Here is a 22,579-nt window from a genome sequence, read left to right as displayed (position 1 = left end):
CGGGATGGCGTTCCTGCCAACGCATCTAAAGGTTCTACCTAGCTGCGCGTCGCCGCGCGCTAAAAAAACCGCGATGGCGCGTTCGTGCGGCACGTGCAGGGGTTTTCAGCGGGTTTTCGGCTCGTTATGATGTGCCGCACATTCCCCACGCGAACGACACGCCGGCCAACGGCCTTCCGTGCGGCGCGTGCGATACCGATATTCAGCGAGACCCCCGCGATGACGTCACCCGCACCGATCGTATACATCGTCGACGACGACGGCGGCATGCGGACGTCGCTCGCGTGGTTGCTCGAATCGGTCGGCATCGCGTCCGAGGGCTTCGCGAACGCCGCCGACTTTCTCGCGCGCTTCGACGTGAGCCTGCCGGCCTGCCTCGTGCTCGACGTGCGCATGCCCGAGAAAAGCGGCTTCGACGTGCAGGCCGAACTGAATGCGCGCGGCGCGACGCTGCCGGTGATCTTCGTCAGCGGGCACGGCGACATTCCGATGTCGGTGCGCGCGCTGCAGAACGGGGCGATCGATTTCGTCGAGAAGCCGTACAACTCGCAGCAGATGCTCGAGCGCGTGCAGCGTGCGCTGCGGCTCGCGCAGCAGCGGCACGCGGTGGGCCAGCGCCACCGCGCGCTGCGCCAGCGGCTCGATGCGTTGACCGCGCGCGAGAAGGAAGTGCTGCGCGGCGTCGTGGACGGCAAGGGCAGCAAGCAGATCGCCTCGGATCTGTCGATCAGCGTGAAGACCGTCGACGTGCATCGCGCGAGCATCAAGGAGAAGCTCGGCGCGACGTCGATCGCCGCGCTGGTGCGCGACGTGATGGTCGTGTGGGGCGACGACGCGGAATCGTCGCGATGAGGTTCGGCGCGTTCAGCGCATGTACAGCCCGCCGTTGATGTCCCAGCATGCGCCGTTCGCGAAATGCGCGTCGCCCGACGCGAGCAGCACGGCGGCATCCGCGACGAAACCGGCCGACCCGAGCTTGCCGCCCGGTAGGCTCGCGAGCACCTGGCGCAGTTTGTCGGGCGCGACGCTTTCGTACACGATCGGCAGATCGAGCGGCCCCGGCGAGATCGCGTTGACGGTGACGCCGTGCGCGGCGAGATCGCGTGCGAACACCTTGGTCAGCGTCAGCGTGCCGCCTTTCGCGGCCGCATAGTGCGCACCCGTCGCCGAGCCGCCGTTCTGCCCGGCGAGCGACGCGATGTTGACGATGCGGCCCGCGCCGCGCTGCGCGAAGTACTGGCCGAACACCTGGCAGCCGAACAGCACGCTGCGCAGGTTCACGTCGATCACCTGGTCGAACTGCTCGGCCGTGATTTCCATCGCCGGCACGACCTTCGATGCGCCCGCGTTGTTGACGAGCACGTCGACCATGCCCCAGCGCGCGACGAGCGCATCGCGCGCCGCTTCGAAATCGCGTTTCGACGTGACGTCGAGCGGCCACGCGATCGCGCGTTCGCCGCTCGGATCGAGTTCGCGCGCATGCGCGTGAATGGCGTCGGCGGCGATGTCGGCCAGCGCGACGCGATAGCCGGCCGCATGGAAGCGTTCGGCGATGACGGCGCCGAGCCCGCGCGCGGCGCCGGTGACGAGGACGACTCGGTGTGACATGGTGTGGGTCCCGTGGTTCGAGGGCGCGCGCCGGCGAAAGCGGCGCCCGCATCGTGGTTCATGCGGCCAGTGCCGCTTCGAAGTGTGCCGCGATCGCGCAGACCCTTTCATCCGCGCCCTTGCGCCCGACGATCTGCAAGCCGGCCTTCAGCGGCGAACCGGCGAGCGGCAGCGGCAGGCTGAGCGCCGGATGGCCGCTGAGGTTGAACGGCCGGATCAGCGACGACATCGCGATGACCGATACGCCGTCGCGTGCCTGCTGCAGCGTGATCGGCAACGCGGGCAGCGTCGGCAGCACCAGGACGTCCGCGTGTTCGAGCGCGGCATCGACCTGCGCGGTGAAGCGTGCGCGCACGGCTTCGGCTTCCGCGAGCGCGGCCGGTGTCGTTGTCGCGGCCGTGCGCAGTCGCGCGTCGAGATCGGCGCCGAGGCGGCCCGTTTCGACCAGATGGCCGAACGCGCGCGACGTTTCCGCGTTGATCACGGTGAGCCCCGCCGCGAACGCGGCCGGCATTTCGTCGAGCACGATCGTGTGCGAACGCAGGCCCGACGCGCGAACGGCCGCGTCGAGCGCGGCGGCGATCGCCGGATCGGCTTCGACGGCGAGTTGCGCGACCGTGCAGCCGGCTGCGCAAGCCGCCGCTTGTACACGGTCGAAGTCGGGCGCGATCGCGGCCATCGCCGCGATGAGCGTGCGGATCTCGCGGGCGAACGGTCCGACGCAATCGAGCGTCGTGTCGGCGGGCGCGACGCCGCGCCGCGACACGCGGCCGAACGTCGGTTTCAGCCCGGCCACGCCGCAGCACGCGGCCGGCCCGCGAATCGAGCCGCCGGTGTCGGTGCCGAGCGCCGCGTCGACGGCGCCGAGCCCGACGAGCGATGCGGAGCCGCTCGACGAGCCGCCCGGAATGCGCGTGGCGTCCTGCGGATTGACGGGCGTGCCCGTGTAGTCGTTGATGCCGGTCATGCCGAATGCGAGTTCGTGCATGTTCGCCTTGCCGGCGATCTGCCAGCCGGCGTCGAGCAGCAGGCGGACCACGTCCGCGTGTCGTCCGGCCGGCGGCGCGTCGGCGAGCGCGCGGCTCGCCGCGCGGGTCGGATGGCCGGCGATGTCGATCGTGTCCTTGATCGCGATCGTCGGGCCGGGGCCGCCGAGCGTGAAAGCGTCGATGAAGCCTGTCATGGTCGGTATCGTGCGAAAGCAGCGGGAAACATCAGGGCCGTGGCGCGGCGGCGAGCGGCCACGGGCCGTCGAGCACGCGTTCGGTGCGGAAATGGCGGATCAGCCAGGCGGCGCCGTCGGCGGCCGGCGCGAAATCGACGGTCAGCCGCGCGGCGATCAGTTCGGCCGAGCCGTCCGCATAGCGCGACGCCTGCAGCATGATCCAGCGGCCGCGCGCGCTTGCGTGGCCGGCGCCGATTTCGATCGACTCCGACGTCAGGAAGTGCAGGTTCGCCGCGAAATGCGGATCGGGCGGCAGATAGCGGCCGAGCATCGCGACGATCGCGGTGGGGCCTTCGACGCGGCCGAACTTCCGCGCGTACTGCGTGCCGACGCCTTCCCACACGGCGTCGGCCGTGAACAGCTCGGCCAGCGACGGGCCGGCGCCGGCCTCTTCGGGCACGTCGCACAGCGCCATGTAGCGCGCGAGCGTCGCACGCACCGCGCGTTCGGCGTCGAGCGCCGCGACGCGCCGTGCGAGCGCGTCGATCGCGTCGATCGCGTCGATCGCGGCAGGTGACGAGTCGGTCATCGCGCACCTCACGCCGCGGGCTGCGCGGCCGGCGGCACGGTCAGCGCGCGGCCCACGCGTGCCTCGATCTTGCCGTAGCGCCACAGGTTGTATTCGCCGACGGGCGTCGTGCGGTACAGGTTGCACACGGCGACCGTCGTGTCGAAATCGGCGACGTCGGCCATGATGTAGAAGGTCCACGGCGCGCCGTCGGCCTGGCCGACCACGAGGCGGTCGTCGTCCATCACGCCGAGCACGCGCACGCCGGGCATCGCTTCGACGGCCGCGAGCATCGCGCCGTACGCCTGCCACACTTCGCCGATCCGCTCGCGCGGCAGGTCGAAGAAATTCTGCGACACGCCGCAGCAGAACAGCACGCGCAGCGGCAGCGGATTCGAATCGGACATATCGGGTTCTCCAGAGGAATCGGTCGGGTGCACGAACCGGCCGGCGACGGCGCGTCGGGTCCGGCTTCATGCGCATTCGTCAAAGGCGTCGGTCGATGCGGGTCACAGATAGCCGGGAAACGGCGTGACGCCGGTAAACACCGCGCCCGCGCCGTCGAAGTTGCCTTCGGCGAGGAACGCATGCTGCGTGACGACCATCGCGTCGCGCAGCAGCCGCTGCAGCGGATGCGTGCGATAGATCGCCGCCGTGCCGCCGAGGCGGTACGCGCGCTCGACGACGCTCGCGCCTTCGCGGGCGATCTGCGTGGCCGCGAGCCGCAGCAGGCTGACCTGGTCGGGCGTCACCGGATTGCCGGCGAGGATCGATTGCCAGACCGAGTCGGTCGCGTCGTAGAAGAACGCGCGCGCCGAGCGCAGTTGCGCCTCGGCCTTCGCGAGCTCGATGCGGAAATACGCGCGATCGGCGAGACGCGGCGCGCCGGTCGTCGTCTGGCGGCCGCCGGACATGCGGTTCACGACGTCGAGCGCCGCGCGCGCGAGGCCGAGATTGACGACGGCCAGCACCTGCGCCGCATACGCGACGGTCGGGTAGCGGTACAGCGGCTCGTCGACGGTCGGCTCGCCGCCGCGCACGAAGGTCCACGCTTCGGGCACGAAGCGGTCGTTCACGCGCAGGTCGTGGCTGCCGGTGCCCTGCATGCCGACCACGCTCCAGTTCTCGACGATCTCGACGTCGGCGGCGCGGAACACGGCCGTGCGCGGCTTGTTCGGTGCGGCGTCCTGCGCGCCCGGCACGGCGATGCCGACGCCGAGCCAGTCGGCGCCCTTGCAGCCGCTCGCGAATTTCCACGTGCCGTTCACGCGCCAGCCGCCCGGCGCGGCCAGCGCGGGCTGCACCGGGAACAGGCCGCCCGCGAACACCTGGTCGGGGCCGCTCGCGTACAGCTCGGCCTGGGTCGCGAGCGGCAGCGCGGCGAGGTAGACGTTCGCGGAGCCGAAGCTCGCGACCCACGCGGCCGAGCCGTCGGCGGTCGCGATCCGTTCGATCGTGTCGAGGAACGCAGTCGGCGCGAGCGCGTCGCCGCCGAAGCGGCGCGGCGTGCCCGCGCGATAGATGCCGGCCTGCTTGAACAGCGCGATGACGTCGCGCGGCACGTGCGACAGCCGCTCGAATTCCTCGCGGCGCGCGGCGACGGTTTCGATCACCGCATCGAGCGGCGACGACTGCCCGACCGCGGGACTGGCCGCAGGCGGCGAGGCCGGTGCGGATTCGATGGCGAGGGCGGCTTGCGGCATGAAAGTCTCCTGGGAGTGGGGCGATTTCGGGCATTCGCATGTGCGTTTCATATGCAAACAGACCCCAGTCTAGAAACGCCGAAAACACGCAGCAATTGGTGCGTTGGGCCGCGCGACTGGTGACGCTCCGTGCCGGCCTAAAGAAATCTTCAGATGCGATCGGCGCGCGCCGGTGCTATGTTGGGTTTCCGGCCGCGCGACGACGCCGCGCGCCTTCCTCCGAATCCGATCATGAGTTTTCCCGACGAAGACGATTTCCACCGGCTGCTCGACGCGCTGACCACGTGCGTGCTGCTGCACGACGCGCGCACCCGGGCGATCGTGTGGGCGAATCGCGCGGCGTGCATCGCGCTCGGCTTTTCCGTCGAGGAACTGCTGCCGCTGAAGGCGCCGGACATGACGCGCCCCGAGCCGAAGTACCGCCGCGAAATCGCGGTGAGCGCATGGGATCGTGCGCGCGTGGACGGGCCGCAGGTGTACGAATGGTGCTATCGATCGCGCACGGGCGTCGACATGCTGTCCGAGGCCACCGCGACCTACGTGCCGCTGCGCGGGCGCGACGTCGTGATGGTGCAGTTTCGCGACATCAGCGCGGAGGAGGCGGTTCGCCAGCAGTTGCGCCGCTACGAGGCGCGGCTGCGCGAGTTCATGCAGGATCTCGACGAGGGCATCGCGGTCGTGACGCCGCACGGCGGCGTGCAGTTCATCAGCGAGTCGGGCCGGCGCGTGCTCGGCCTCGCGCCCGACGAGCCGCTCGGCGAGGTGCTCGACTACTGCTGCGCGGCCGATCGCGACCGGCTCGTCGCGCAGTTGCGCGATGCGCCGTCGGCGCATCCGTCCGCGCCGCAGCGCTACCGGATCGTGCGGCGCGACGGCTCGGCGTGCTGGCTGCGCATCCTGTGCCGGCAGGTCGAGATCGAAGACGATCTCGACGGGCTGCTCGTGCAGTTCCGCGACGTGAGCGACGAAGTCGCGATCGAGGACGCGCGTCGCGCCGAAGCGCGGATGCTCGAATACGCGGGCCGCTACAACGCGATGGGCGAGATGGCGACCGTGATCGCGCACGAACTGAGCCAGCCGCTCGCGGCCGTGCGTAATTTCATCGAAGGCGCGGTGCGGCGGCTGAACGGCAACGGCGCCGTCGACGACGCGATCTGGGGGCTGCGCAGCGCGGACCGGCAGGCCGAGCATGCGGCGCTGATCATCAAGAGCGTGCGCGAATTCATCGTGAAGCGCGAGCCGGTCGTCGTGCGGGTCGACCTGCGCGACATCCTCGCGGATGTCGCGTACTTCATCGAGCTGCGCGCGAAGGAGGCCGGCGTGACGGTCGCGATCGTGCAGGCCGACGCGCCGCTGCCGATCCGCTGCGAGCGCGTGTTGATCGGGCAGGTGATCCTGAATCTCGCGTTCAATGCGATCGAGGCGTTCGCCAGTTGCGAGCGCGTGCCGCGCACGCTGACGCTCGGCACCGCGAACGTGGCCGGCCACGCGGAATTGCGGGCGATCGACAATGGCCCGGGCATCGAAGCCGGCGCGCACGACCGGCTGTTCGACGGCTTCTCGTCGTCGAAGATCGGCGGCAACGGCATCGGGTTGTCGCTGTGCAAGAGCATCGTCGCGCGCCACGGCGGGCGGATCGCCGCGAGCCCGGCCGCGGGCGGCGGGCTCGACTGCCGCGTGACGCTGCCGCTCGCCGACGCGCCCGCCTAGCGGCTGCGTCGCATCACGGCGGGGCGGCGATGCGCGGCGCATGGTCAGCGCCCCAGCGCCCGCGCGGTCTGGCCGCCGATGCCGAAGTCCGTGTTCGGAATGTCCTTGACGATCACGCGCGTCGCGTGCAGCGGCGCGTCGAGCACGGTCGCGCCCGCGTCGGACAGCGCGGCGATCAGCGCGCATTTCTGTTCGTCGGTGCGGCCGGCGATCAGGATCGCGACGATCACCGGCAGCGATGGCGGCGCGCCGTCCGCGGCGCTGCGGCCGCCGAGGCCGATATGCGTCGCGGGCAGCTCGGTGAGCAGCACGCGCACCGATTCGATCGGTGCGCCGATCGCGTCGACGGTTGCGTTGCTGAGTCGGGCGATCAGTTCGGCCTTGCGCGCGTCGTCGTGGCCGGCCGGCAGGAAAACTTCGAGTGTGGGCATGGTCGTCCGGAAAGGTGCAGGTGACGGGCTCACCATTGCGCGAGCGATGGCGAAGCGCTCGCCGCGCAAAGGTGAAGGTGACCGGTTCACCTTTGCGCGGGCGACGGCGAACCGCCGGCCGCTCACAGGTGAAGGTGACCGGCTCACCGTTGCGTCGGCGACGGCGAACCGGCCGCGGCTTACAGCAGGAAGCCGATCGCGCTGAGCGCTTCGGTCGAGTCGATCAGGCGCACGACTTTCTCGGCGATCCGCATCTCGCCGTCGGCATCGACGTGCAGCTTGTGCGTGACGTCGGCCGCGAACAGCGTCGCGACGCCGCGCTTGTACGCGACGACGACCTGCGCCGATTTCAGCTCGACGGTGTCGGCGCCGCTGCTTTCCAGCGTGAAGCGCGACACGGTGCGCACCGTGCGCGCCGCATCGGCGGCCGATGCCGAATAGCCGGACATCATCCGCTGCACGCGCTTCTCGCGCATGTCGCGGTCGTCGAACACGTAGTTCAGCGTCGCCGCGAAATCGGTCGTGTCGGGATCGATCGGCACCACGTAGTGGCCGGCCGGATCCCACAGGTCGAGCCACGCGCGGTAGTCGCGGCGGTCGAGCATCTCCGCTTCGCGCCACACGAATTCGACCGCGCGGGCGAAGGTCTGCTCGGAGAAAAGGGCGTTGCGGTCGTCCATCATTGCTGCTCCATCATGTTGCGCCATTGCCGGTAGGCCTCGCGCATGCCGGTCTCGTCGGTCGCATGCGCGGTCTTTTCGCCGTTCGCGGCGGTCGTCTCGCGGTTCAGCCCGCGATTCACGAGGATCGGCACGTCGGGGCCTGCGTGCGCGCCGCGCTGCACGCGCTCCCACGCTTCCGCATCGTCGGGGCTGCCGAAGCCGAACGGGCCCTGGAAGTGCTCGTGAATGCGCAGCCGCTCGCGGTTCGCTTCGTCGGGGCCGCCGTCCATCGCGAGCGCGACGTGGCGGATCTCGGTCTCGTGCGCGGAGATCGGCCGCAGCACGCGGAAGAACGCCATCGATAGCGCGAGATTCGGGAACAGGTTCAGGTTGAAGCCGACGCCCATCAGCGAGCGCACGATGCGACGCACTTCGTCCGGCGCATGGCGCTCGGCGAGCGTCGCGGCGAGCGATGCGAAGCGCTCGGGCAGCGGCGCGCCGTCGTCCTCGTCGAGATCGATCAGCTCGGGCATCAGCACCGCGAGACTGTGGCCGTTGCCGAGCGCGCGGCAGAACGCGTCCTCGCTCGTCATGAAGCTCGTGATCGCGGCGGCCGTCTCGTCGTCGATCGATTTCATCCACGACTTGTGCACGACCGGGAAGTGGTAGAGGTCGGTGGTGTTCTCGAGCTGGATCTTCCAGTTGCCCTTGAACTTGAACTTGTGCTCGCCGTTCGCCTTGATCGGGTAGCCGGCGCCCTGTTTCATGAACAGGTCGATCCACGGCTTCGCGCCGCCGAGGAAATCCTCGAGCGGTTCGATCGCGTCGTTGAAGCTCGCGAAGATCAGCCCCTGGTACACGCCGACGCGCAGCTTCACGAGCGGCAGGTCGGCTTTCTCGCACACGCCTTCGTAGCCGTCGCCGTACGGCAGCGCGCGCAGCGTGCCGTCGAGCGCATACGACCAGCTGTGATACGGGCACGTGAAGCCCTTCGCGTTGCCCTTGTGCGCTTCGCACACGGTCGCGCCGCGATGGCGGCAGCGGTTCTGCAGCACGTTGATGTCGCCGGTCTTGTCGCGCACGACGATTACCGGCTGGCGGCCGATCGTCGTCGTGACGAAGTCGCCCGGATTCGGCAGCTCGCTCTCGTGCGCGACCCAGATCCAGGTGCGGTAGAAGATGCGGTCGAGTTCGGCTTCGAACAGCGCGGGGTCGTAATACATCGCGGGCGCGATGCGGTCGGGCTGCGCGAGACCATGCAACGCGCGGGTGTCGATCGTCTGGTAGGGAATGTCGCTCATCGTCGTCGTGGGGAAAGAGTCGCGAAATCGGGCCGCGCCGGGCGCGGTTTCGAATGCCCAGTCTCGTCTTCCGCTACATATCCGTCAAATTGATCTAAAATTGGAAAGTCAATAAATGCGGCAAATGATGGAGGCGGTGATGACGTCGGTCGATCATCTCGATCTGAACCTGTTGCGCGTGTTCCAGGCGATCGTCGAGGAACGCAGCCTGACGAAGGCCGGCGAGCGGCTCGCGCTGTCGCAGCCGGCCGTCAGCTATTCGCTCGGCCGGCTGCGCACGCTGTTCGACGATCCGCTGTTCGTGCGGACGCGTTCGGGCATGCAGCCGACGCCGGTCGCGCTCGAACTCGCGGGCATCGTCGGCAAGGCGCTCGACATGGTGCGCGTCGCGTTGCGCTATGCGGAGCGCTTCGATCCGGCCACCAGCACGCGCACGTTCCGGCTGTCGTTGTCGGATGCGGGCGAGATGGCGTATCTGCCGGCGATCTGCCAGGCGCTGCGCGACCGTGCGCCGCGCGTGACGCTGAGCGTGCAGCCGTTGCCGGTGGAGGAGATCGAGGAAGCGCTGCGCGCGAGCCGGCTCGATTTCGCGATCGGCAACCTGCCGGAGCTGATGCCGCGCACGCGCCACCAGGTGCTGTTCGAGGAAACCTACGTATGCATGACGGCGCGCCGGCGCGGGCTGCCGACGGCGGTCGCGCTGAGCCTCGAGCAGTTCGTGCGCGCCGCGCACGTCAACGTGAAATCGGTCGAGCACAGCCACCACGCGCTCGACGATGCGTTGCGCGCGCAGGGCGTGGGCCGCAACATCGCGCTCGAGGTGCCGCACTTCGTCGCGTTGCCGAGCGTGCTGTCGGTCACCGATCTGTATGCGACGCTGCCGAAGCGGCTCGCGCAGATCCTGAACCGCGACAACGCATTCCGCCTGTACGAGCTGCCGGTCACGCTGCCGCCCGCACCGGTGACGATGCACTGGCACGAGCACTTCCACGAGGACGAGGGCAACGCGTGGATGCGCGCGCTGCTCGCCGAGATCGTCGAGCGCTTCGACGAATGACGCTCGGGCGGGGCGCGACGGGCGGCCGATGGAGGTCGCCGGCGCCGGCCTGCACCGGTCTCCGGCGCATGGGTCGATCGCCAGGTCGGCGCCGCCGCATGTCGACGCACTCGGCTTATCAGAGATCGAGCACCAGCACGGCGGAACGCGCGCGCGACACGCAGCAGCAGATCACCGCATTGCTCGCGCGCTCGGCCTTGCTCAGGCAGTGGTCGCGGTGATCGGGCTCGCCGTCGACGACGGGCACCATGCAGGTGCCGCACACGCCTTCGCCGCATGACGTATCGACTTCGACGCCGATGCGCGCGAGCGCGTCGACGATCGACGTGTCGGGCGTCACGCGCACCGATTGCCCGCTGCGCCGCAGGCGCACTTCGAAGCCGTCGGCAGCGCCGGTGTCGGCTGCGGTGTGGCCCGCTTCCGCGGCGACGGGGTCCGCCGCGAAGCGTTCGAGATGGATCGCCTCGTCGGGAACGCGCGTGGCGGCCGCGGCGACGACCGCATCCATGAACGGCCCCGGGCCGCACGTATAGACATGTGCGTGCGCATCGATCGACGCGACGCAGCCGCGGAGCTCGGCCGCGAGCGCATCGGGCTCGACGCCGTAATGGAACGTCACGTGCGATGCGAACGGCTCGACCGACAGTTCGTCGACGAAGGCGGCGTGCTCGCGGCTGCGCGCGAAGTAATGCAACCGGTAGCGCGCGCCGCGCCGGTTCAGCGCGTACGTCATCGACAGCAGCGGCGTGATGCCGATGCCGGCCGCGACGAGCACGTGCTCGCTCGCGTCATCCGTCAGACGAAACAGGTTGCGCGGCGTGCCGATCGACAATTCGGTGCCGACGCGCACGTCGTCGTGCAGCGAACGCGAGCCGCCGCGCGAGCGCGTTTCCTTCTTCACCGCGAACAGATAACTGCCCCGCTCGTCGGGGTCGCCGCACAGCGAATATTGCCGCGTGATGCCGGACGGCGCGGTGACGTCGATATGGGCGCCCGGCTCGTACGCGTCGAACGGCTGGCCGTCGACGCGCGAGACCCGGAAACAGCGGATGTCCTGCGCCGCGTCGATCAGCGCGTCGATCCGGACCTGGTGGCGGTTCGCTTGCATGGGAAATTCCGTGGGGTAGAGGAAAGCGGCGCGGCAGCGCGCCGCGCCGTCATGCGATCGAGAATAGGGACGGGCATCGCATAAATCAAATCGATTAAAAAGCGATGCCTGAATCAGTGGGATGGATGATTCGTGGGCGCGCTCAGGTGTCCGGCGTGTCAGCGGACGGCGATCGCGTCGCCTGCGCCGGCCGCCTGCGGCGCCGCGGCCGACGCGTGACCGCGTTCGCGATCGAGGCTGCGGCGATAGTGGCGGCAGCCGACGGCGAGCAGCAGCGCGGCCAGCGTGGCCGCCGCGACGTTGACGATCGACATCGAATGACCGACCGCGGCCGGCGCCCCGAACACGCGATCGGTGAACAGCGCGACGACGGTCGTGCCGATCCCGAGCGCGATCAGGTTCGACACGAGCAGGAACAGCGCGGAGATCTGCGCGCGCATCTGGTTCGGCGCGAGCGTCTGCATCGCGGCGGTCGACGTCGGCATCGGGAACGACGCGAAGAACATCGCGACGACCAGCATCGCGAGCGACGCCGGCAGGCTGTCGAGCTGCGTGAACAGCGTCGCGGGGATCGCCATGCAGGCGGCGCCGATCGCGCCGGCGCGCATCGGCGCGTCGCCGCGGCCGCGCCGCAGCAGCCAGTCGTTGAGCCAGCCGCCGCAGAACACGCCGGCCGTGTTGGCGGCGAGCAGCACGATGCCGAGCGTGTAGCCGGCTTCGACGGCCGTCATCCCGAAGCGGCGGATATAGAACGCAGGCGTCCAGCTCAGCAGGCAGTACAGCGTCATCGCGTAGAACGAGAAGCCGAGGTAGTGGCACGAGAAGGTCGCGCGGTGGGCGCCGACGAAGCGCAGCGAATCGCGCATCGACACGCGCCGCACGGCGCCCGAGCGATCCTGCGCGAGCCCCTTGCGCTGAGGGTCGCGCACGGTCGCGGCGAACAGCAGCGCAACGAGGATCCCCGGCAGCCCGACGATCAGGAACGTGACCTGCCACGCATGCACCTGCCCGACGACCGGCAGCGTGAAGGCGCTCGCATGCTTGAGCAGCGCGATCACGTAACCGCCGATCAGGAACGCGATGCCGCCGCCGATGAACGAGCCGAGCGAATACACGGCGATCGCGCGTCCGAGCTTCTCCTTCGGGAAGTAGTCGGCGAGCATCGAATACGCGCCGGGCGACAGCGCGGCCTCGCCGACGCCGACGCCCATCCGCGCGACGAACATCTGCACGAAATGCTGGCTGAGCCCGCACGCGGCGGTGGCGACGCTCCACAGCGCGATGCCGAGCGAGATGATGCGCGGGCGCGCATAGCGATCGGCGAGATACGCGACGGGCAGGCCCATCACCGCGTAGAACAGCGAAAACGCGAAGCCGTTGAGCAGGCTGAACTGCGTATCGGACAGGTGCAGGTCGCGCTTGATCGGTTCGATCATCAGCACGAGGACCTGGCGGTCGACGAACGAAAAGACGTACGCGAGCATGCAGATGACGACGACATACCATTCGTACGTATAGCGCTTGCCGTCGGCAGCGCGGGCCGTGGATGCGGACATGCGGGTTCTCCAGGAGCGGGCGGTGGAAAAGCGCGGCATCGGCCCGGCGGGCCGGGCGCCGTCGCGGCGCGAAAGCGTGCGGGTGACACGATCGGAGACGCAGCGTAGTCGGCCAAATTCGGCCGCCATAGCCGGAGTGACAGCCGCGCCACACGGACATTTACCGACCCGGATAAAGAAAACACCGAGGCCGTGCGCGCGGGCCGCCGCGCCGCGCGCGTGCGGCGGGGCGCCCGCGCTTCATGCGGCGCATCTATAAGCGTTATAGAGCGCATTGCGTCGACGTCCGAAATTGTCGTTCCTAGACTCGGCCCGTTTTTTATCGGCAGCGTTGGCCGTTCGCGGCGAACGCGCTTCACACCACGCGGCGCGAGGCCGACCGGCGCCGGCACTTCCACGGGACGACGAACATGAACCAACCGAACGGGCGGGCCGACCGGCTTGCCGTACCGCTTGCCGCGCTGCTCGCGTGCACGGCGCTGCCTGCCGTCGCGCAATCGAGCGTGACGCTCTACGGCCGCATCGACACCGCGATCGAATACGCGAACACCGGGCCGAACCACGTGACGCGCATGGGCAGCGGCAACCTGTGGGCGTCGCAGTGGGGGCTGAAGGGCGTCGAGGATCTCGGCGGCGGCTACGCGACGATCTTCAAGCTCGAGGACGGTTTCAACGCGGCGAGCGGCGCACTGGCGAACGGTAGCGCGCTGTTCGGCCGCGAAGCGTGGGTCGGCATTACGGGGCCGTTCGGCGGCGTGCAGTTCGGCGAGCTCTACACGATCCTGCATACGACGCTCGTCACGTACAGCCTGCCCGGGCTCGGCGCGGGGCTCGCATGGGGCAACGCGACCAACAACTTCGTCGGGCCCGCGTTCCTGCGCGTGCGCAATTCGATGCGCTACACGTCGCCGCGCTACGCGGGCTTCATGCTGCGCGCGATGGCCGCGCGCGGCACGAACGGCGCGGCCGGGCAACCGGCGACGCTGGGCGACACGTACGGCGCGGGGCTCAACTACGTGCACGGCGGCCTGTCGGTCGACGTCGACTACATGCAGCAGAAGTTCAGCCCGGTTGCGTCGTCCACGCTCGGCGCCACGAGCACGGCCGCGAACGGCAACTACACGCTCGGTGCGATTTCGTACGACTTCAACGTCGTGAAGGTGGCCGCGCTGTACCTGCGTCATCGCGGCGGTCCCGATGTGGCGACCGCGATCGACAGCCAGAGCGCTTATCCGCACAGCGACATCATGGAACTCAGCGCGACGGTGCCGATCGGGCGCGCGTCGTTGCTGCTGAGCGTCGGCCATTACCGGAAGGTGGCCGACAGCGACGGCAACGCCGATTCGTACGGCATCCGTTTCGACTATCCGCTGTCGAAGCGCACGGTGCTGTACACGGGCGCCGCGATGGTGCGCAACGGCGCGCACGCACGCTTCGTCGTCAACGGCGCGGCCGGCGGCGGCGTCGCGGTGGCGAAACCGGGCGCGACCGCCAGCTCGCTCGTCGCGGGCATCCTCACGTCGTTCTGACGGTGTCGGCGAGCCCGCTTGCGCCGCTACGCGCACGCGGGCGGCTGCGGGGCGAGCCATGCGTCGAACGGTGCCTGCTCGCCGATATTGAACAGTTCCAGCAGCAGCGCGCGCAGCCAGCGATGACCGGGATCCGCATCGAAGCGGCGATGCCAGTACGCGTTGACGGCCCATTCGCCGGCGCCGGCGATTTCGTACAGCACGCACGGCTGGCGTGCCGCGAACGTGATCGCGATCGTCTCCGGCAGGATCAGCGCGTAATCGCCGTCCCGCAGCAATGCCGGCACCACCATGAAATCGGGCAGCGCCGCGCGCACGCGCGGCATCAGTTCGTGCCGTTCGAGCAACTGCATCGATTGCGGATGCGACGTGACCGCGACGAAGCGCAGCGTGTCGGGCGCCGTGCCGTCGAGCACGAAATCGTCGGGCAACCCGGCGCGCTGCGCGGTGCGGCGCGGCATCAGCAGCACGCAGCGCTCGTGCAGCAGCGCGGTGCGCTGGAAGTGGCTCGACGCATCGGCGAAATGCCCGAGCGCGAAGTCGATGCGGCCCGATTCGAGCGCGACGTTGAGCTGGCATTCGTCGACGTGCAGCGTCTCGATCACGGCGCCCGGCGCGCGCCGGTCGAACGCGGCGAGCAGCGTCGGCAGGAATGCGCTCGCCGCGAAATCGCTCATGTGCAGGCGAAACACGCGCTGCGTGCTGTCGGGCGCGAAGCGCGAGCCTTCGTCGAGCACGTCCTGCAGGATCGCGAGCGCCTTGTCGACCGAGATCGCGAGCCGTTGCGCACGCGGGGTCGGCTCGACGCCGGTGCCGGTGCGCACGAACAGCGCGTCGCGAAACATCAGCCGCAGCCGGCCGAGCGCGTAGCTGACGGACGGCTGCGTGACGCCGAGCCGCAGCGCTGCGCGGCCGACGTGCCGCTCTTCATACACCGCGCGAAACGTCTTCAACAGGTTGAGATCGAGATCCTGTACACGCAGGCCGTCGGATGCGTCCGCGTCGTGCGGCGCGGGATCGGAGCGGGCCGGCGCCCGGCCGGGGACGGAGTGCGTCATCGTGCTTGCCTCGCGGTGACCGAAGGCGCGTGGCCGTAACGTCGCGCATACGCCTTCGCGAAATGGCCGAAGCCATGGATGCCGTGCGCGATCAGCACGTCGGTCACGCTGTGCGCGTCGCCGCGTTGCAGCGCCGCGTGCACGGCGGCGAGCCGACGCTCGCGCACGTACGCGGCCGGCGTGGTGTGCAGGAATGCGCGGAACGCATGCTGCAGCGTGCGCGGCGCGACCCCGGCGACGGCAGCCAGCACGGCGAGCGCGAGCGGTTCGCCGAGGTGCGCATCGATGTGCGCGCAGGCACGCCGCACGTAGGCGGGAAGCGGCGGCGTGCCGCGCAGCAGCGCGTCGCTGTACGCGTGCGGCAGGTGCGTGAGCAGCAGCGACATCAGCCACGCGGTGAGGTCGGCGCCGAACGCCGGCGACGCCGCGCCGAGGCCCGGCTGCGCGCCGAGCCGGCACAGGTACTCGAAGGTCGGCAGCACGAGCGCCGCGCCCATGCCCTTGCCGGCACGGCCGGCCGCGAGGTCGAATTGCAGTGGCCGCGTGAGCGTGACCTGCAGCATGTCCTGCAACTTGCGTTCGAGCGCGCCGCGTTCGAGCCGCAGCACGAGATTGCGGCAATCGCGGCTCGTGCGCAGGCGGCTCGCGAGCGCGGGCGACGACACGGTCAGCTCGCCGGGGCCGGCGCGCGCGACGACGCTGCCGGCCTGCAACTCGCACGCGCCGGCGAGCGTCAGCCGGAACAGGAAGTGATCGGCGTCCTCGCCGAAATCGATGCGCGTTTCGCGGCCGTAGCAGAGTTCGAGCAGCGCGCCGTGATGCAGCGGCACCTCGTACAGCTCCGCATGAAACGGATCGCGGCCGGACACGGCCATCCGGTGCGGCCCGAGCCGGTGCGCGACCGCGCGTTCGACTTCGTCGGGCGCCTGCAGCAGGCCGAGCCGGTTCGGCGCATGGCGGGAAAGGGCGATGTGCATGCGTGGACCTCGTGGCGGATGCGGGGGCGCGGCGGTATGCGCAGCCTCGCGAATGCGTTGCGCGAACGGGCGCGTCGTTGCGCGTTTCGAAGCGACGCGGCGCGGGCGGCCGCGTAGTCTCGGACAGACTCGATCACCGGGAGAAGACGATGAAGGTATGTGTTCTGGGCGGCGGCCACGGCTGCCATGCGGCGGCCATCGACCTGCTCGAAAAAGGTCACGACGTGACATGGTGGCGGCGCGATCGCGAGCCGCATGCGCGGCTGCGCGCGCTTGGCGTGCTGAACGTCACCGACTATCGCGGCAAGCGCGCGGTGCCGCTCGGCGATGGACCGGGCGCGATCCGCCCGACCGACGATCTCGCCGCCGCGCTGCATGGCGCACGGCTCGTCGTGGTGCCGCTGCCGGCCACGTCGCACGACGCGCTCGCCGCGCAGGTCGCGCCGCTGCTGGAGGACGGCCAGGTCGTGTTCCTGCCGCCCGGCACGTTCGGCAGCGCGGTGTTCGCGCGTGCGGCGGCCGACGCCGGCAACCGTTCGCGCGTCGCGTTCGCCGAAACGGGCACGCTGCCGTACCTGGTGCGCAAGCATGGCGACAACGATGTCGTGATCAGCGCGTACGCGACGCGCCTGCCGACCGGCGTATGGCCGGCGAACGCGGCCGGCTGGGCGTTCGACGTGCTGCGGGCGGGCTATCCGTCGGTCGAGCCGGTGGAGGATGCGTTGTCCGGCGCGCTGATGAACGCGGGCCCGGTGATTCACCCGCCGCTGATCCTGATGAACGCCGGGCCGCTCGAACACTTCGACGCGTGGGACATCCACAACGAAGGCACGCAGCCGTCGATCCGCCGCGTGACGAACGCGCTCGACGCCGAACGCGTCGCGGTGCGCGAAGCGCTCGGCTACCGCGCGCCGCATTTCCCGCTCGCCGATCACTATGCGACCGACGGCGACGAGTGGATGTACGGGCGCGGCGCGCACGGCAAGCTGACCGATAGCGGCGACTGGCGCGAGAAGATCGATCTGCGCACGCATCGCTACATGCTCGAAGACACCCGGCTCGGGCTGTCGTTCATCGTGTCGTGCGGGCGCTGGGCCGGCGTGCCGACGCCCGTCGCGCAGGGGCTGCTGAGCATCGCGAGCGCGGTCGCGGTGCGCGACTTGTATGCGGAAGGCCGCACGCTGGAGCGGCTCGGGCTCGCGGCGCTGTCGAAGGACGCGCTGCGCGCGCTGCTCGACACGGGGTACGCGGCATGAAGGCGGCCGCCGATGTGACGCGCATCCACGTGCTCGGCGCGGGACGCATGGGGCAGGGCATCGCGCTCGCGTTCGCGTTCGCGGGCCTCGACGTGACGCTGATCGACTTCAAGCCGCGCGATGTGGCCGGCTTGCGCGCGTTCGACGAACGCACGCGCGGCGAGCTCGCCCGGCCCGTGCAGGCGCAGGTCGCACTGGGCCGCATCGATGCCGCGCAGGCCGACGGCGTCGTCGCGCGCATCGCGCTCGTGGCGCGCGACGGCGCGGCGGACGCGGTGCGCGACGCCGATATCGTGTTCGAAGCGCTGCCCGAAGTGCTCGATGCCAAGGCCGACGCGCTGCGCTGGCTCGGCGAGCACGTCGATGCGCACGCAACGATCGCGTCGACCACGTCGACGTTCGTCGTCACCGAATTGCAGCGCCATGTCGCGCACCCGGCGCGGATGCTGAACGCGCACTGGCTGAATCCCGCGCTGCTGATGCCGCTCGTCGAGGTCAGCCGCAGCGATGCGACCGACCGAGCCGTCGTCGACGGGCTCGCGGCGCTGCTCGAGCGCGTGGGCAAGAGGCCGGTGATCTGCGGGCCGGCGCCCGGCTATATCGTGCCGCGCATCCAGGCGCTCGCGATGAACGAGGCCGCGCGGATGGTCGAGGAGGGCGTGGCGAGCGCCGAGGACATCGACACGGCGATTCGCACCGGCTTCGGCCCGCGCTTCGCGGTGCTCGGGCTGCTCGAATTCATCGACTGGGGCGGCTGCGACATCCTGTACTACGCGTCGACGTATCTGGCCGGCGAGATCGGCCCGCGCTTCGCCCCGGCCGCGAGCGTCGTGCGCAACATGGAAGCCGGACGCGACGGCGTACGCACGGGTGCCGGCTTCCACGACTATGCGGCGGTCGACGTGCCGGCGTACATGCGGCAGCGGCTCGGCGAATTCGCGCGGCTGCTCGATCATCTCGGGCTGGCGCCGGTGTTTGACGGCGCGCGGCGCGACGCCGGGCGCTGAGCGTCGCGCGTTCATGCCGAGTGGTCGCGCGAACCGTCGGCGGGCGCGATGCGCGTCTCGCGCATCGCGCACAGCGTCGCGACGGTCACGAGGCCGAGCGCAACGAGGAACAGCGACACCGGCCACGACGCGTGATAGCGCGCGAGCAGCGCGGTCGCGATCAACGGCGACATCCCGCCCGCGAAGATCGACGCGACTTCGTGGCCGAGCGCGACGCCCGAGTAACGCACCTCGGTGCTGAACAGCTCGCCGACGAGCGCGGGCAGCGTACCGATCATCGCGCCGTGGCTCACCGCCGTGCCGACCGTGAGCGCGAGCCACACGAGCGGCGTCGCGCGCGTGTCGAGCAGCCAGAAGAACGGAAACGCGCACGCGACGAGGCTCAGCGCGCCGATCAGGTACACGGGCTTGCGGCCGATCCGGTCGGACAGGCGGCCCCATGAGCATCGCGCCCATCTCGACGATCATCGCGATCATCACGCCGGTCAGCATCGTGCCGTTCGGGATGCCGACGTATTTGCCGTAGACGAGCGAGAACGCGAGGAAGATGTACGCGCCGCCGTTCTCGGCCACACGCAGCCCCATCGCGAGCAGGATTTCCTTCGGATGGCGGCGGATGCACTCGACGATCGGCAAATGCGTGCGCGCGCCGCGCTTGCCGGCCTGCTCGAAGTCGCGGCTTTCCGGCAGATGGCGACGAATATAGATGCCGATCGCGAAGATCGCGACGCTCGCGAGGAACGGCAGCCGCCAGCCCCACGTGCGGAACATGTCGTCCGGCAGCGCCTGCGCGGCGAGAAACGCGGCCGACGACAGCACGAAGCCGCCGCCCACGCCGAGCTGGCTCCACGCCGCGTAATAGCCGCGCTGCTCGGGCGGCGCGTTCTCGCTGATCATCAGTACGCCGCCGCCCCATTCGCCGCCGGACGCGATGCCCTGCAGCAGGCGCAGCACGACGAGCGCGGCCGGCGCCCACAGGCCGACCTGCGCATAGGTCGGCAGCAGGCCGATCGCGAAGGTCGATGCGCCCATGATCAGCAGCGTCCACACGAGCGACGCCTTGCGCCCGTAGCGGTCGCCGACGTGGCCGAACACGATCCCGCCGAGCGGGCGCGCGACGAAGCCGAGCGCGAATGCCGCGAACGCGGCGAGACTGCCGGCGAGCGGCGATGCGCCGGGCGGAAAGAACACGTGGCCGAATACCAGCGCCGCGGCGGTGCCGTACACGAAGAAGTCGTACCACTCCATCGCGTTGCCGGCGACGGAGGCGATGACGATCCGGCGCAGTTGCCGGTCGGCGAGCGGCCGGGCGGCGCTCGGGGATTGCACGGTGTCGGTCGGGTACATGGCGGGCTCTGATGGGGGGGGCGGGTGCGTGCCGTCTTGTGCGGCACTGCGGGCTAGTGTTGTCGGCCCGGCTCTCCCGGTCAAATCCACAGAAAAAGGGAAGTGTCATCACTCCCGCAAATGATGGTCGCGGCGCGCGTGGCCGTGCCCGTGCGCGCCGGCGCCCGTCACCGCTCGATCTGCCGGTTCCGGCGCGTGTCTCCGTTCGTCGGCGCGGATCGAGGGCGGCTTGCGTCATCCGGTCGACGAACCGAAGACGCCGTCACTGGTTGCCTGTATTCGTTTGCGCCGCGTCGAAGCGATGCCGACGGGAGCGGACGGTCAGCGGCGGTAGATGAACTCCAGATCGGTCGATTCGCCGACCTTGAAATCGTACGTGCCGACACGCTTGAAGCCTGCCTTCTCGTAGAACGCGATGGCCTTCGCGTTGCCGGACCACACGCCCAGCCATACCGGGCCGGGGCGCGTCGCGGCGAGATACTGGAGCGCGGCGTCGAACAACGCCCGTCCGGCGCCGGTTCCCTGCGTGCCGCGTCGAAGATAGATCTGATGGATCTCGCCCGCACCGTCCGTCACGTCCGGGTGCGGAAGCTTGCACGGCCCCGCATGCGCGTATCCGACCAGCGTGCCGTCGTCGCCTTCCGCGACCCACGTCCGGCACTGCGGGTCGCCGAGCTGCTCGGCGATCGCCGCAACCGAGTACGTCCGGGCTTCGTACTCGGCCAGATCGTCCGGCGGATAGTCGATGCCGAACCCGTCCTGCAGAAAGGTTTCGTGAAACGTATCGCGCTTCAATTCGGCAAGCGGGACGGCATCGGCCAGTGTCGCAACGCGGATCAACATTGAGCCTCTCCAGGTTCGGTGTCGGGCCGACAGTTTATCCCGGACGAGTTCGGGCAGATGCGTCGTCTGCTAGCCCGCGACCGTCGCGGTCGGACGCACGACGATCTCGTTCACGTCGACATCGGCCGGCTGCGCGATCGCATACGCGATGGCCGCCGCGATCGCGTCGGGTTCGAGCGCGATGCTGCGGTATCGCGTCATCGCTTCGGCGGCGACCGGATCGGTAATCGTGTCGGCCAGCTCGGACGTGACGACACCCGGGCAGATGCTCGTGACGCGCAGCTTGTCGTTCTCCTGCCGCAAGCCGTCGGAGATCGCGCGTACCGCGTATTTCGTCGCGCAATAGACGGCGGCCGTCGGCGATACGCGCAATCCGCCGATCGACGACACGTTGACGATCTGGCCGAAGCCCTGCCGATTCATCACCGGCAGGGCGGCCGCGATGCCGTACAGCACGCCCTTGATGTTGACGTCGACCATGCGGTCCCACTCGTCGACCTTCAGCGACGCCATCGGAGACAGCGGCATGACGCCCGCGTTGTTGACGATGACGTCGATCTGCCCGTACTCGGCGAGCGCGGCGTCGACGAAGGCGACGCTGTCGTCGCGCCGCGTGACGTCGAGCGCGCGCCAGGCCGCGGTGCCGCCCTCGGCGCGAATGTCGTCGGCGAGCGCGGCAAGGCGTTCGGTGCGGCGTGCGCCGAGCATCAGGCGCGCGCCGCGCGCGCCCAGATAGCGGGCGGTGGCCTCGCCGATGCCGCTGCTCGCGCCGGTGATCAGGATCACTTTCCGTTCGATGTTGTGGCCGGTCATGTCCGTTCCTCGGTGGGAGATGAAGAACCGACAGCATCGCGCGGAAGCATGCGTGACCGTTATTCCGCAAGTCCGCATTTCTTGCACGATTCTCCGAGAATGCGTGGGGCACGATCCCGCGCACGGTCGCGCCAGCGGCTTCCCGATCCGGGAAACGTGCCGATTTTGCAGCGCAGCGAAAGGCGGCGACGCTCCCCCGGCCGGGCCTCCGTAACCCACCGGAACCCCGGCACGGCAATCATGCGGATGCCGATGGTTGACCGCCCGCGGACATGCTAGGATTTCCGACAAACAACTCCGGAGACTGCGATGCCGTTCATCTGCGAAAACGTCGAATGTCGTGCCGTGCTGGCTCGCGGGCAGGTCAGGCACCATCAGGAGGACGCGGGCTGGTGCTTCTACTGCCCCGACTGCAACGCCAGAAACGAGTTGATGAATATCGGCACGGTCAGCGGCCCTGTCGAGCTGGTTCAGCCGGAGCGGGCCAGCCCGCCGCACAAGGTCGTCGCGACGGCCCGGCCGCTGGACGACGGCCGATACGCGGCGCAATTGAGCGTCCAGCGGGCGCTCGCCGTGAAAGGCACCTACGCGGCCGAAGAGCACTGGGATCAGCTCGGCGTATTCGGCGACGCGCAGGAAGCCGTCGCGCATGCGAAGTCTTTCGCCACGGACCTGCTGCAGCGCGCGGCATAGTCGGCACTTTTCCGTGAATGAACCAGGGGCGTCGCGCGTTCAGCGCGCGACGCCCCTTTGCGTTGTGCGCCCAGCATGGGCGCACTCCTGCGGGTGCAAGTCCCGCCATAAGCTGGTCACAGCGAATGAAGTGAAGCGCAACTGCATGAGGGCGACCGAATGTGGAGAGGAAGCGTGGAGCGTAAAT

21 protein-coding genes and 1 pseudogene are annotated in these 22,579 nt (G+C 69.6%); 7 read left to right on the top strand and 15 right to left on the bottom strand.

Annotated features, from left to right (window positions below; all coding sequences use genetic code 11):
- The first annotated feature begins 219 nt into the window (after nucleotides 1-219).
- Complete coding sequence (locus WS95_RS31015; protein ID WP_059827930.1) at nucleotides 220-852, top strand: response regulator transcription factor; 633 nt, start codon at nucleotides 220-222, stop codon at nucleotides 850-852.
- Between the two features lie 12 nt (nucleotides 853-864).
- Here WS95_RS31015 and WS95_RS31010 read toward each other — a convergent pair whose 3' ends face one another.
- The 5 genes from WS95_RS31010 to WS95_RS30990 all read right to left on the bottom strand — a co-directional run bounded on the left by WS95_RS31010 (nucleotide 865) and on the right by WS95_RS30990 (nucleotide 5,044).
- Nucleotides 865-1,608 carry an SDR family NAD(P)-dependent oxidoreductase gene (locus tag WS95_RS31010; protein WP_059784497.1) on the bottom strand — a complete coding sequence of 248 codons (744 nt, stop codon included), beginning with the start codon at nucleotides 1,606-1,608 and terminating at the stop codon, nucleotides 865-867.
- A 58-nt stretch (nucleotides 1,609-1,666) separates the two neighbouring features.
- Nucleotides 1,667-2,791, bottom strand: coding sequence for an amidase (locus tag WS95_RS31005; RefSeq protein WP_059827927.1), 1,125 nt, complete (start codon nucleotides 2,789-2,791; stop codon nucleotides 1,667-1,669).
- Nucleotides 2,792-2,822: 31 nt separating this feature from the next.
- Entirely contained in the window at nucleotides 2,823-3,362 is a 540-nt protein-coding gene (locus WS95_RS31000; RefSeq protein ID WP_059827925.1) for a nuclear transport factor 2 family protein, read from the bottom strand.
- 8 nt (nucleotides 3,363-3,370) lie between these two features.
- A complete protein-coding gene (locus WS95_RS30995) occupies nucleotides 3,371-3,748 on the bottom strand; it encodes a hypothetical protein (protein ID WP_034205439.1) in 378 nt (125 codons plus the stop codon).
- A 102-nt stretch (nucleotides 3,749-3,850) separates the two neighbouring features.
- On the bottom strand, nucleotides 3,851-5,044 hold the full coding sequence (locus WS95_RS30990; protein WP_059827923.1) for an acyl-CoA dehydrogenase family protein: 1,194 nt from the start codon (nucleotides 5,042-5,044) through the stop codon (nucleotides 3,851-3,853).
- Between the two features lie 153 nt (nucleotides 5,045-5,197).
- On the opposite strand from WS95_RS30990, the gene WS95_RS30985 reads away from it, so the two are divergent.
- A complete protein-coding gene (locus WS95_RS30985) occupies nucleotides 5,198-6,754 on the top strand; it encodes a sensor histidine kinase (RefSeq protein ID WP_059827922.1) in 1,557 nt (518 codons plus the stop codon).
- A gap of 44 nt (nucleotides 6,755-6,798) precedes the next feature.
- Here WS95_RS30985 and WS95_RS30980 read toward each other — a convergent pair whose 3' ends face one another.
- The 3 genes from WS95_RS30980 to WS95_RS30970 form a co-directional block, all read right to left on the bottom strand.
- Nucleotides 6,799-7,185, bottom strand: coding sequence for a tautomerase family protein (locus tag WS95_RS30980; protein WP_059827920.1), 387 nt, complete (start codon nucleotides 7,183-7,185; stop codon nucleotides 6,799-6,801).
- Between the two features lie 179 nt (nucleotides 7,186-7,364).
- Nucleotides 7,365-7,868, bottom strand: a complete 504-nt coding sequence (locus tag WS95_RS30975; protein ID WP_059784478.1) for an aromatic-ring-hydroxylating dioxygenase subunit beta — start codon at nucleotides 7,866-7,868, stop codon at nucleotides 7,365-7,367.
- A complete protein-coding gene (locus WS95_RS30970) occupies nucleotides 7,865-9,148 on the bottom strand; it encodes an aromatic ring-hydroxylating oxygenase subunit alpha (protein ID WP_059827919.1) in 1,284 nt (427 codons plus the stop codon). Before WS95_RS30970 ends, WS95_RS30975 begins: the two co-directional genes overlap by 4 nt.
- A gap of 139 nt (nucleotides 9,149-9,287) precedes the next feature.
- Between WS95_RS30970 and WS95_RS30965 the strand changes: the two genes are divergently transcribed.
- Nucleotides 9,288-10,205 (top strand): LysR family transcriptional regulator, encoded by a 918-nt coding sequence (locus tag WS95_RS30965; protein WP_059828245.1) that lies wholly within the window; start codon nucleotides 9,288-9,290, stop codon nucleotides 10,203-10,205.
- A gap of 118 nt (nucleotides 10,206-10,323) precedes the next feature.
- Here the strand turns inward: WS95_RS30965 and WS95_RS30960 are convergent, their stop codons facing one another.
- Together WS95_RS30960 and WS95_RS30955 are read right to left on the bottom strand one after the other, a co-directional pair.
- Nucleotides 10,324-11,313, bottom strand: coding sequence for a PDR/VanB family oxidoreductase (locus tag WS95_RS30960; protein ID WP_059827918.1), 990 nt, complete (start codon nucleotides 11,311-11,313; stop codon nucleotides 10,324-10,326).
- Between the two features lie 158 nt (nucleotides 11,314-11,471).
- Nucleotides 11,472-12,869, bottom strand: a complete 1,398-nt coding sequence (locus tag WS95_RS30955) for a spinster family MFS transporter (RefSeq protein ID WP_034205432.1) — start codon at nucleotides 12,867-12,869, stop codon at nucleotides 11,472-11,474.
- A 410-nt stretch (nucleotides 12,870-13,279) separates the two neighbouring features.
- On the opposite strand from WS95_RS30955, the gene WS95_RS30950 reads away from it, so the two are divergent.
- On the top strand, nucleotides 13,280-14,398 hold the full coding sequence (locus WS95_RS30950) for a porin (protein WP_059827917.1): 1,119 nt from the start codon (nucleotides 13,280-13,282) through the stop codon (nucleotides 14,396-14,398).
- Nucleotides 14,399-14,424: 26 nt separating this feature from the next.
- Here the strand turns inward: WS95_RS30950 and WS95_RS30945 are convergent, their stop codons facing one another.
- On the bottom strand, nucleotides 14,425-15,456 hold the full coding sequence (locus WS95_RS30945; protein WP_059827915.1) for a LysR family transcriptional regulator: 1,032 nt from the start codon (nucleotides 15,454-15,456) through the stop codon (nucleotides 14,425-14,427).
- The gene (locus tag WS95_RS30940; protein ID WP_059827913.1) at nucleotides 15,453-16,433 is read right to left on the bottom strand and encodes an AraC family transcriptional regulator; all 981 of its coding nucleotides are present in this window, start codon (nucleotides 16,431-16,433) and stop codon (nucleotides 15,453-15,455) included. Before WS95_RS30940 ends, WS95_RS30945 begins: the two co-directional genes overlap by 4 nt.
- Before the next feature lie 149 nt (nucleotides 16,434-16,582).
- On the opposite strand from WS95_RS30940, the gene WS95_RS30935 reads away from it, so the two are divergent.
- Entirely contained in the window at nucleotides 16,583-17,689 is a 1,107-nt protein-coding gene (locus WS95_RS30935) for an NAD/NADP-dependent octopine/nopaline dehydrogenase family protein (protein ID WP_059828243.1), read from the top strand.
- On the top strand, nucleotides 17,686-18,696 hold the full coding sequence (locus WS95_RS30930) for a 3-hydroxybutyryl-CoA dehydrogenase (protein WP_059827911.1): 1,011 nt from the start codon (nucleotides 17,686-17,688) through the stop codon (nucleotides 18,694-18,696). Before WS95_RS30935 ends, WS95_RS30930 begins: the two co-directional genes overlap by 4 nt.
- Nucleotides 18,697-18,707: 11 nt before the next feature.
- On the opposite strand, the pseudogene WS95_RS30925 reads toward WS95_RS30930, so the two are convergent.
- The 3 genes and pseudogenes from WS95_RS30925 to WS95_RS30915 form a co-directional block, all read right to left on the bottom strand.
- Nucleotides 18,708-20,043: pseudogene (locus WS95_RS30925) on the bottom strand (MFS transporter).
- 321 nt (nucleotides 20,044-20,364) lie between these two features.
- Nucleotides 20,365-20,886, bottom strand: a complete 522-nt coding sequence (locus WS95_RS30920; RefSeq protein ID WP_059827909.1) for a GNAT family N-acetyltransferase — start codon at nucleotides 20,884-20,886, stop codon at nucleotides 20,365-20,367.
- 69 nt (nucleotides 20,887-20,955) lie between these two features.
- Nucleotides 20,956-21,699, bottom strand: a complete 744-nt coding sequence (locus WS95_RS30915) for an SDR family oxidoreductase (RefSeq protein ID WP_059827907.1) — start codon at nucleotides 21,697-21,699, stop codon at nucleotides 20,956-20,958.
- A 309-nt stretch (nucleotides 21,700-22,008) separates the two neighbouring features.
- On the opposite strand from WS95_RS30915, the gene WS95_RS30910 reads away from it, so the two are divergent.
- Complete coding sequence (locus WS95_RS30910; RefSeq protein WP_059784449.1) at nucleotides 22,009-22,392, top strand: hypothetical protein; 384 nt, start codon at nucleotides 22,009-22,011, stop codon at nucleotides 22,390-22,392.
- Nucleotides 22,393-22,579: the final 187 nt, after the last annotated feature.

It is taken from the genome of Burkholderia sp. MSMB1826 (assembly GCF_001526325.1).
In the GTDB taxonomy this organism is placed as follows: Bacteria; Pseudomonadota; Gammaproteobacteria; order Burkholderiales; family Burkholderiaceae; genus Burkholderia.
The sequence above is the reverse complement of the archived record's forward strand: the minus strand, read 5'-3'. Positions and strand labels throughout refer to the sequence as shown.

Excerpts from the sequence above, each read along its gene's own strand:
- WS95_RS31015 (WP_059827930.1), top strand. The coding sequence starts at position 220 with ATGACGTCACCCGCACCGATCGTATACATCGTCGACGACGACGGCGGC.
- WS95_RS31010 (WP_059784497.1), bottom strand. The coding sequence starts at position 1,608 with ATGTCACACCGAGTCGTCCTCGTCACCGGCGCCGCGCGCGGGCTCGGC.
- WS95_RS31005 (WP_059827927.1), bottom strand. The coding sequence starts at position 2,791 with ATGACAGGCTTCATCGACGCTTTCACGCTCGGCGGCCCCGGCCCGACG.
- WS95_RS31000 (WP_059827925.1), bottom strand. The coding sequence starts at position 3,362 with ATGACCGACTCGTCACCTGCCGCGATCGACGCGATCGACGCGATCGAC.
- WS95_RS30995 (WP_034205439.1), bottom strand. The coding sequence starts at position 3,748 with ATGTCCGATTCGAATCCGCTGCCGCTGCGCGTGCTGTTCTGCTGCGGC.
- WS95_RS30990 (WP_059827923.1), bottom strand. The coding sequence starts at position 5,044 with ATGCCGCAAGCCGCCCTCGCCATCGAATCCGCACCGGCCTCGCCGCCT.
- WS95_RS30985 (WP_059827922.1), top strand. The coding sequence starts at position 5,198 with ATGCGATCGGCGCGCGCCGGTGCTATGTTGGGTTTCCGGCCGCGCGAC.
- WS95_RS30980 (WP_059827920.1), bottom strand. The coding sequence starts at position 7,185 with ATGCCCACACTCGAAGTTTTCCTGCCGGCCGGCCACGACGACGCGCGC.
- WS95_RS30975 (WP_059784478.1), bottom strand. The coding sequence starts at position 7,868 with ATGATGGACGACCGCAACGCCCTTTTCTCCGAGCAGACCTTCGCCCGC.
- WS95_RS30970 (WP_059827919.1), bottom strand. The coding sequence starts at position 9,148 with ATGAGCGACATTCCCTACCAGACGATCGACACCCGCGCGTTGCATGGT.
- WS95_RS30965 (WP_059828245.1), top strand. The coding sequence starts at position 9,288 with ATGACGTCGGTCGATCATCTCGATCTGAACCTGTTGCGCGTGTTCCAG.
- WS95_RS30960 (WP_059827918.1), bottom strand. The coding sequence starts at position 11,313 with ATGCAAGCGAACCGCCACCAGGTCCGGATCGACGCGCTGATCGACGCG.
- WS95_RS30955 (WP_034205432.1), bottom strand. The coding sequence starts at position 12,869 with ATGTCCGCATCCACGGCCCGCGCTGCCGACGGCAAGCGCTATACGTAC.
- WS95_RS30950 (WP_059827917.1), top strand. The coding sequence starts at position 13,280 with ATGAACCAACCGAACGGGCGGGCCGACCGGCTTGCCGTACCGCTTGCC.
- WS95_RS30945 (WP_059827915.1), bottom strand. The coding sequence starts at position 15,456 with ATGACGCACTCCGTCCCCGGCCGGGCGCCGGCCCGCTCCGATCCCGCG.
- WS95_RS30940 (WP_059827913.1), bottom strand. The coding sequence starts at position 16,433 with ATGCACATCGCCCTTTCCCGCCATGCGCCGAACCGGCTCGGCCTGCTG.
- WS95_RS30935 (WP_059828243.1), top strand. The coding sequence starts at position 16,583 with ATGAAGGTATGTGTTCTGGGCGGCGGCCACGGCTGCCATGCGGCGGCC.
- WS95_RS30930 (WP_059827911.1), top strand. The coding sequence starts at position 17,686 with ATGAAGGCGGCCGCCGATGTGACGCGCATCCACGTGCTCGGCGCGGGA.
- WS95_RS30920 (WP_059827909.1), bottom strand. The coding sequence starts at position 20,886 with ATGTTGATCCGCGTTGCGACACTGGCCGATGCCGTCCCGCTTGCCGAA.
- WS95_RS30915 (WP_059827907.1), bottom strand. The coding sequence starts at position 21,699 with ATGACCGGCCACAACATCGAACGGAAAGTGATCCTGATCACCGGCGCG.
- WS95_RS30910 (WP_059784449.1), top strand. The coding sequence starts at position 22,009 with ATGCCGTTCATCTGCGAAAACGTCGAATGTCGTGCCGTGCTGGCTCGC.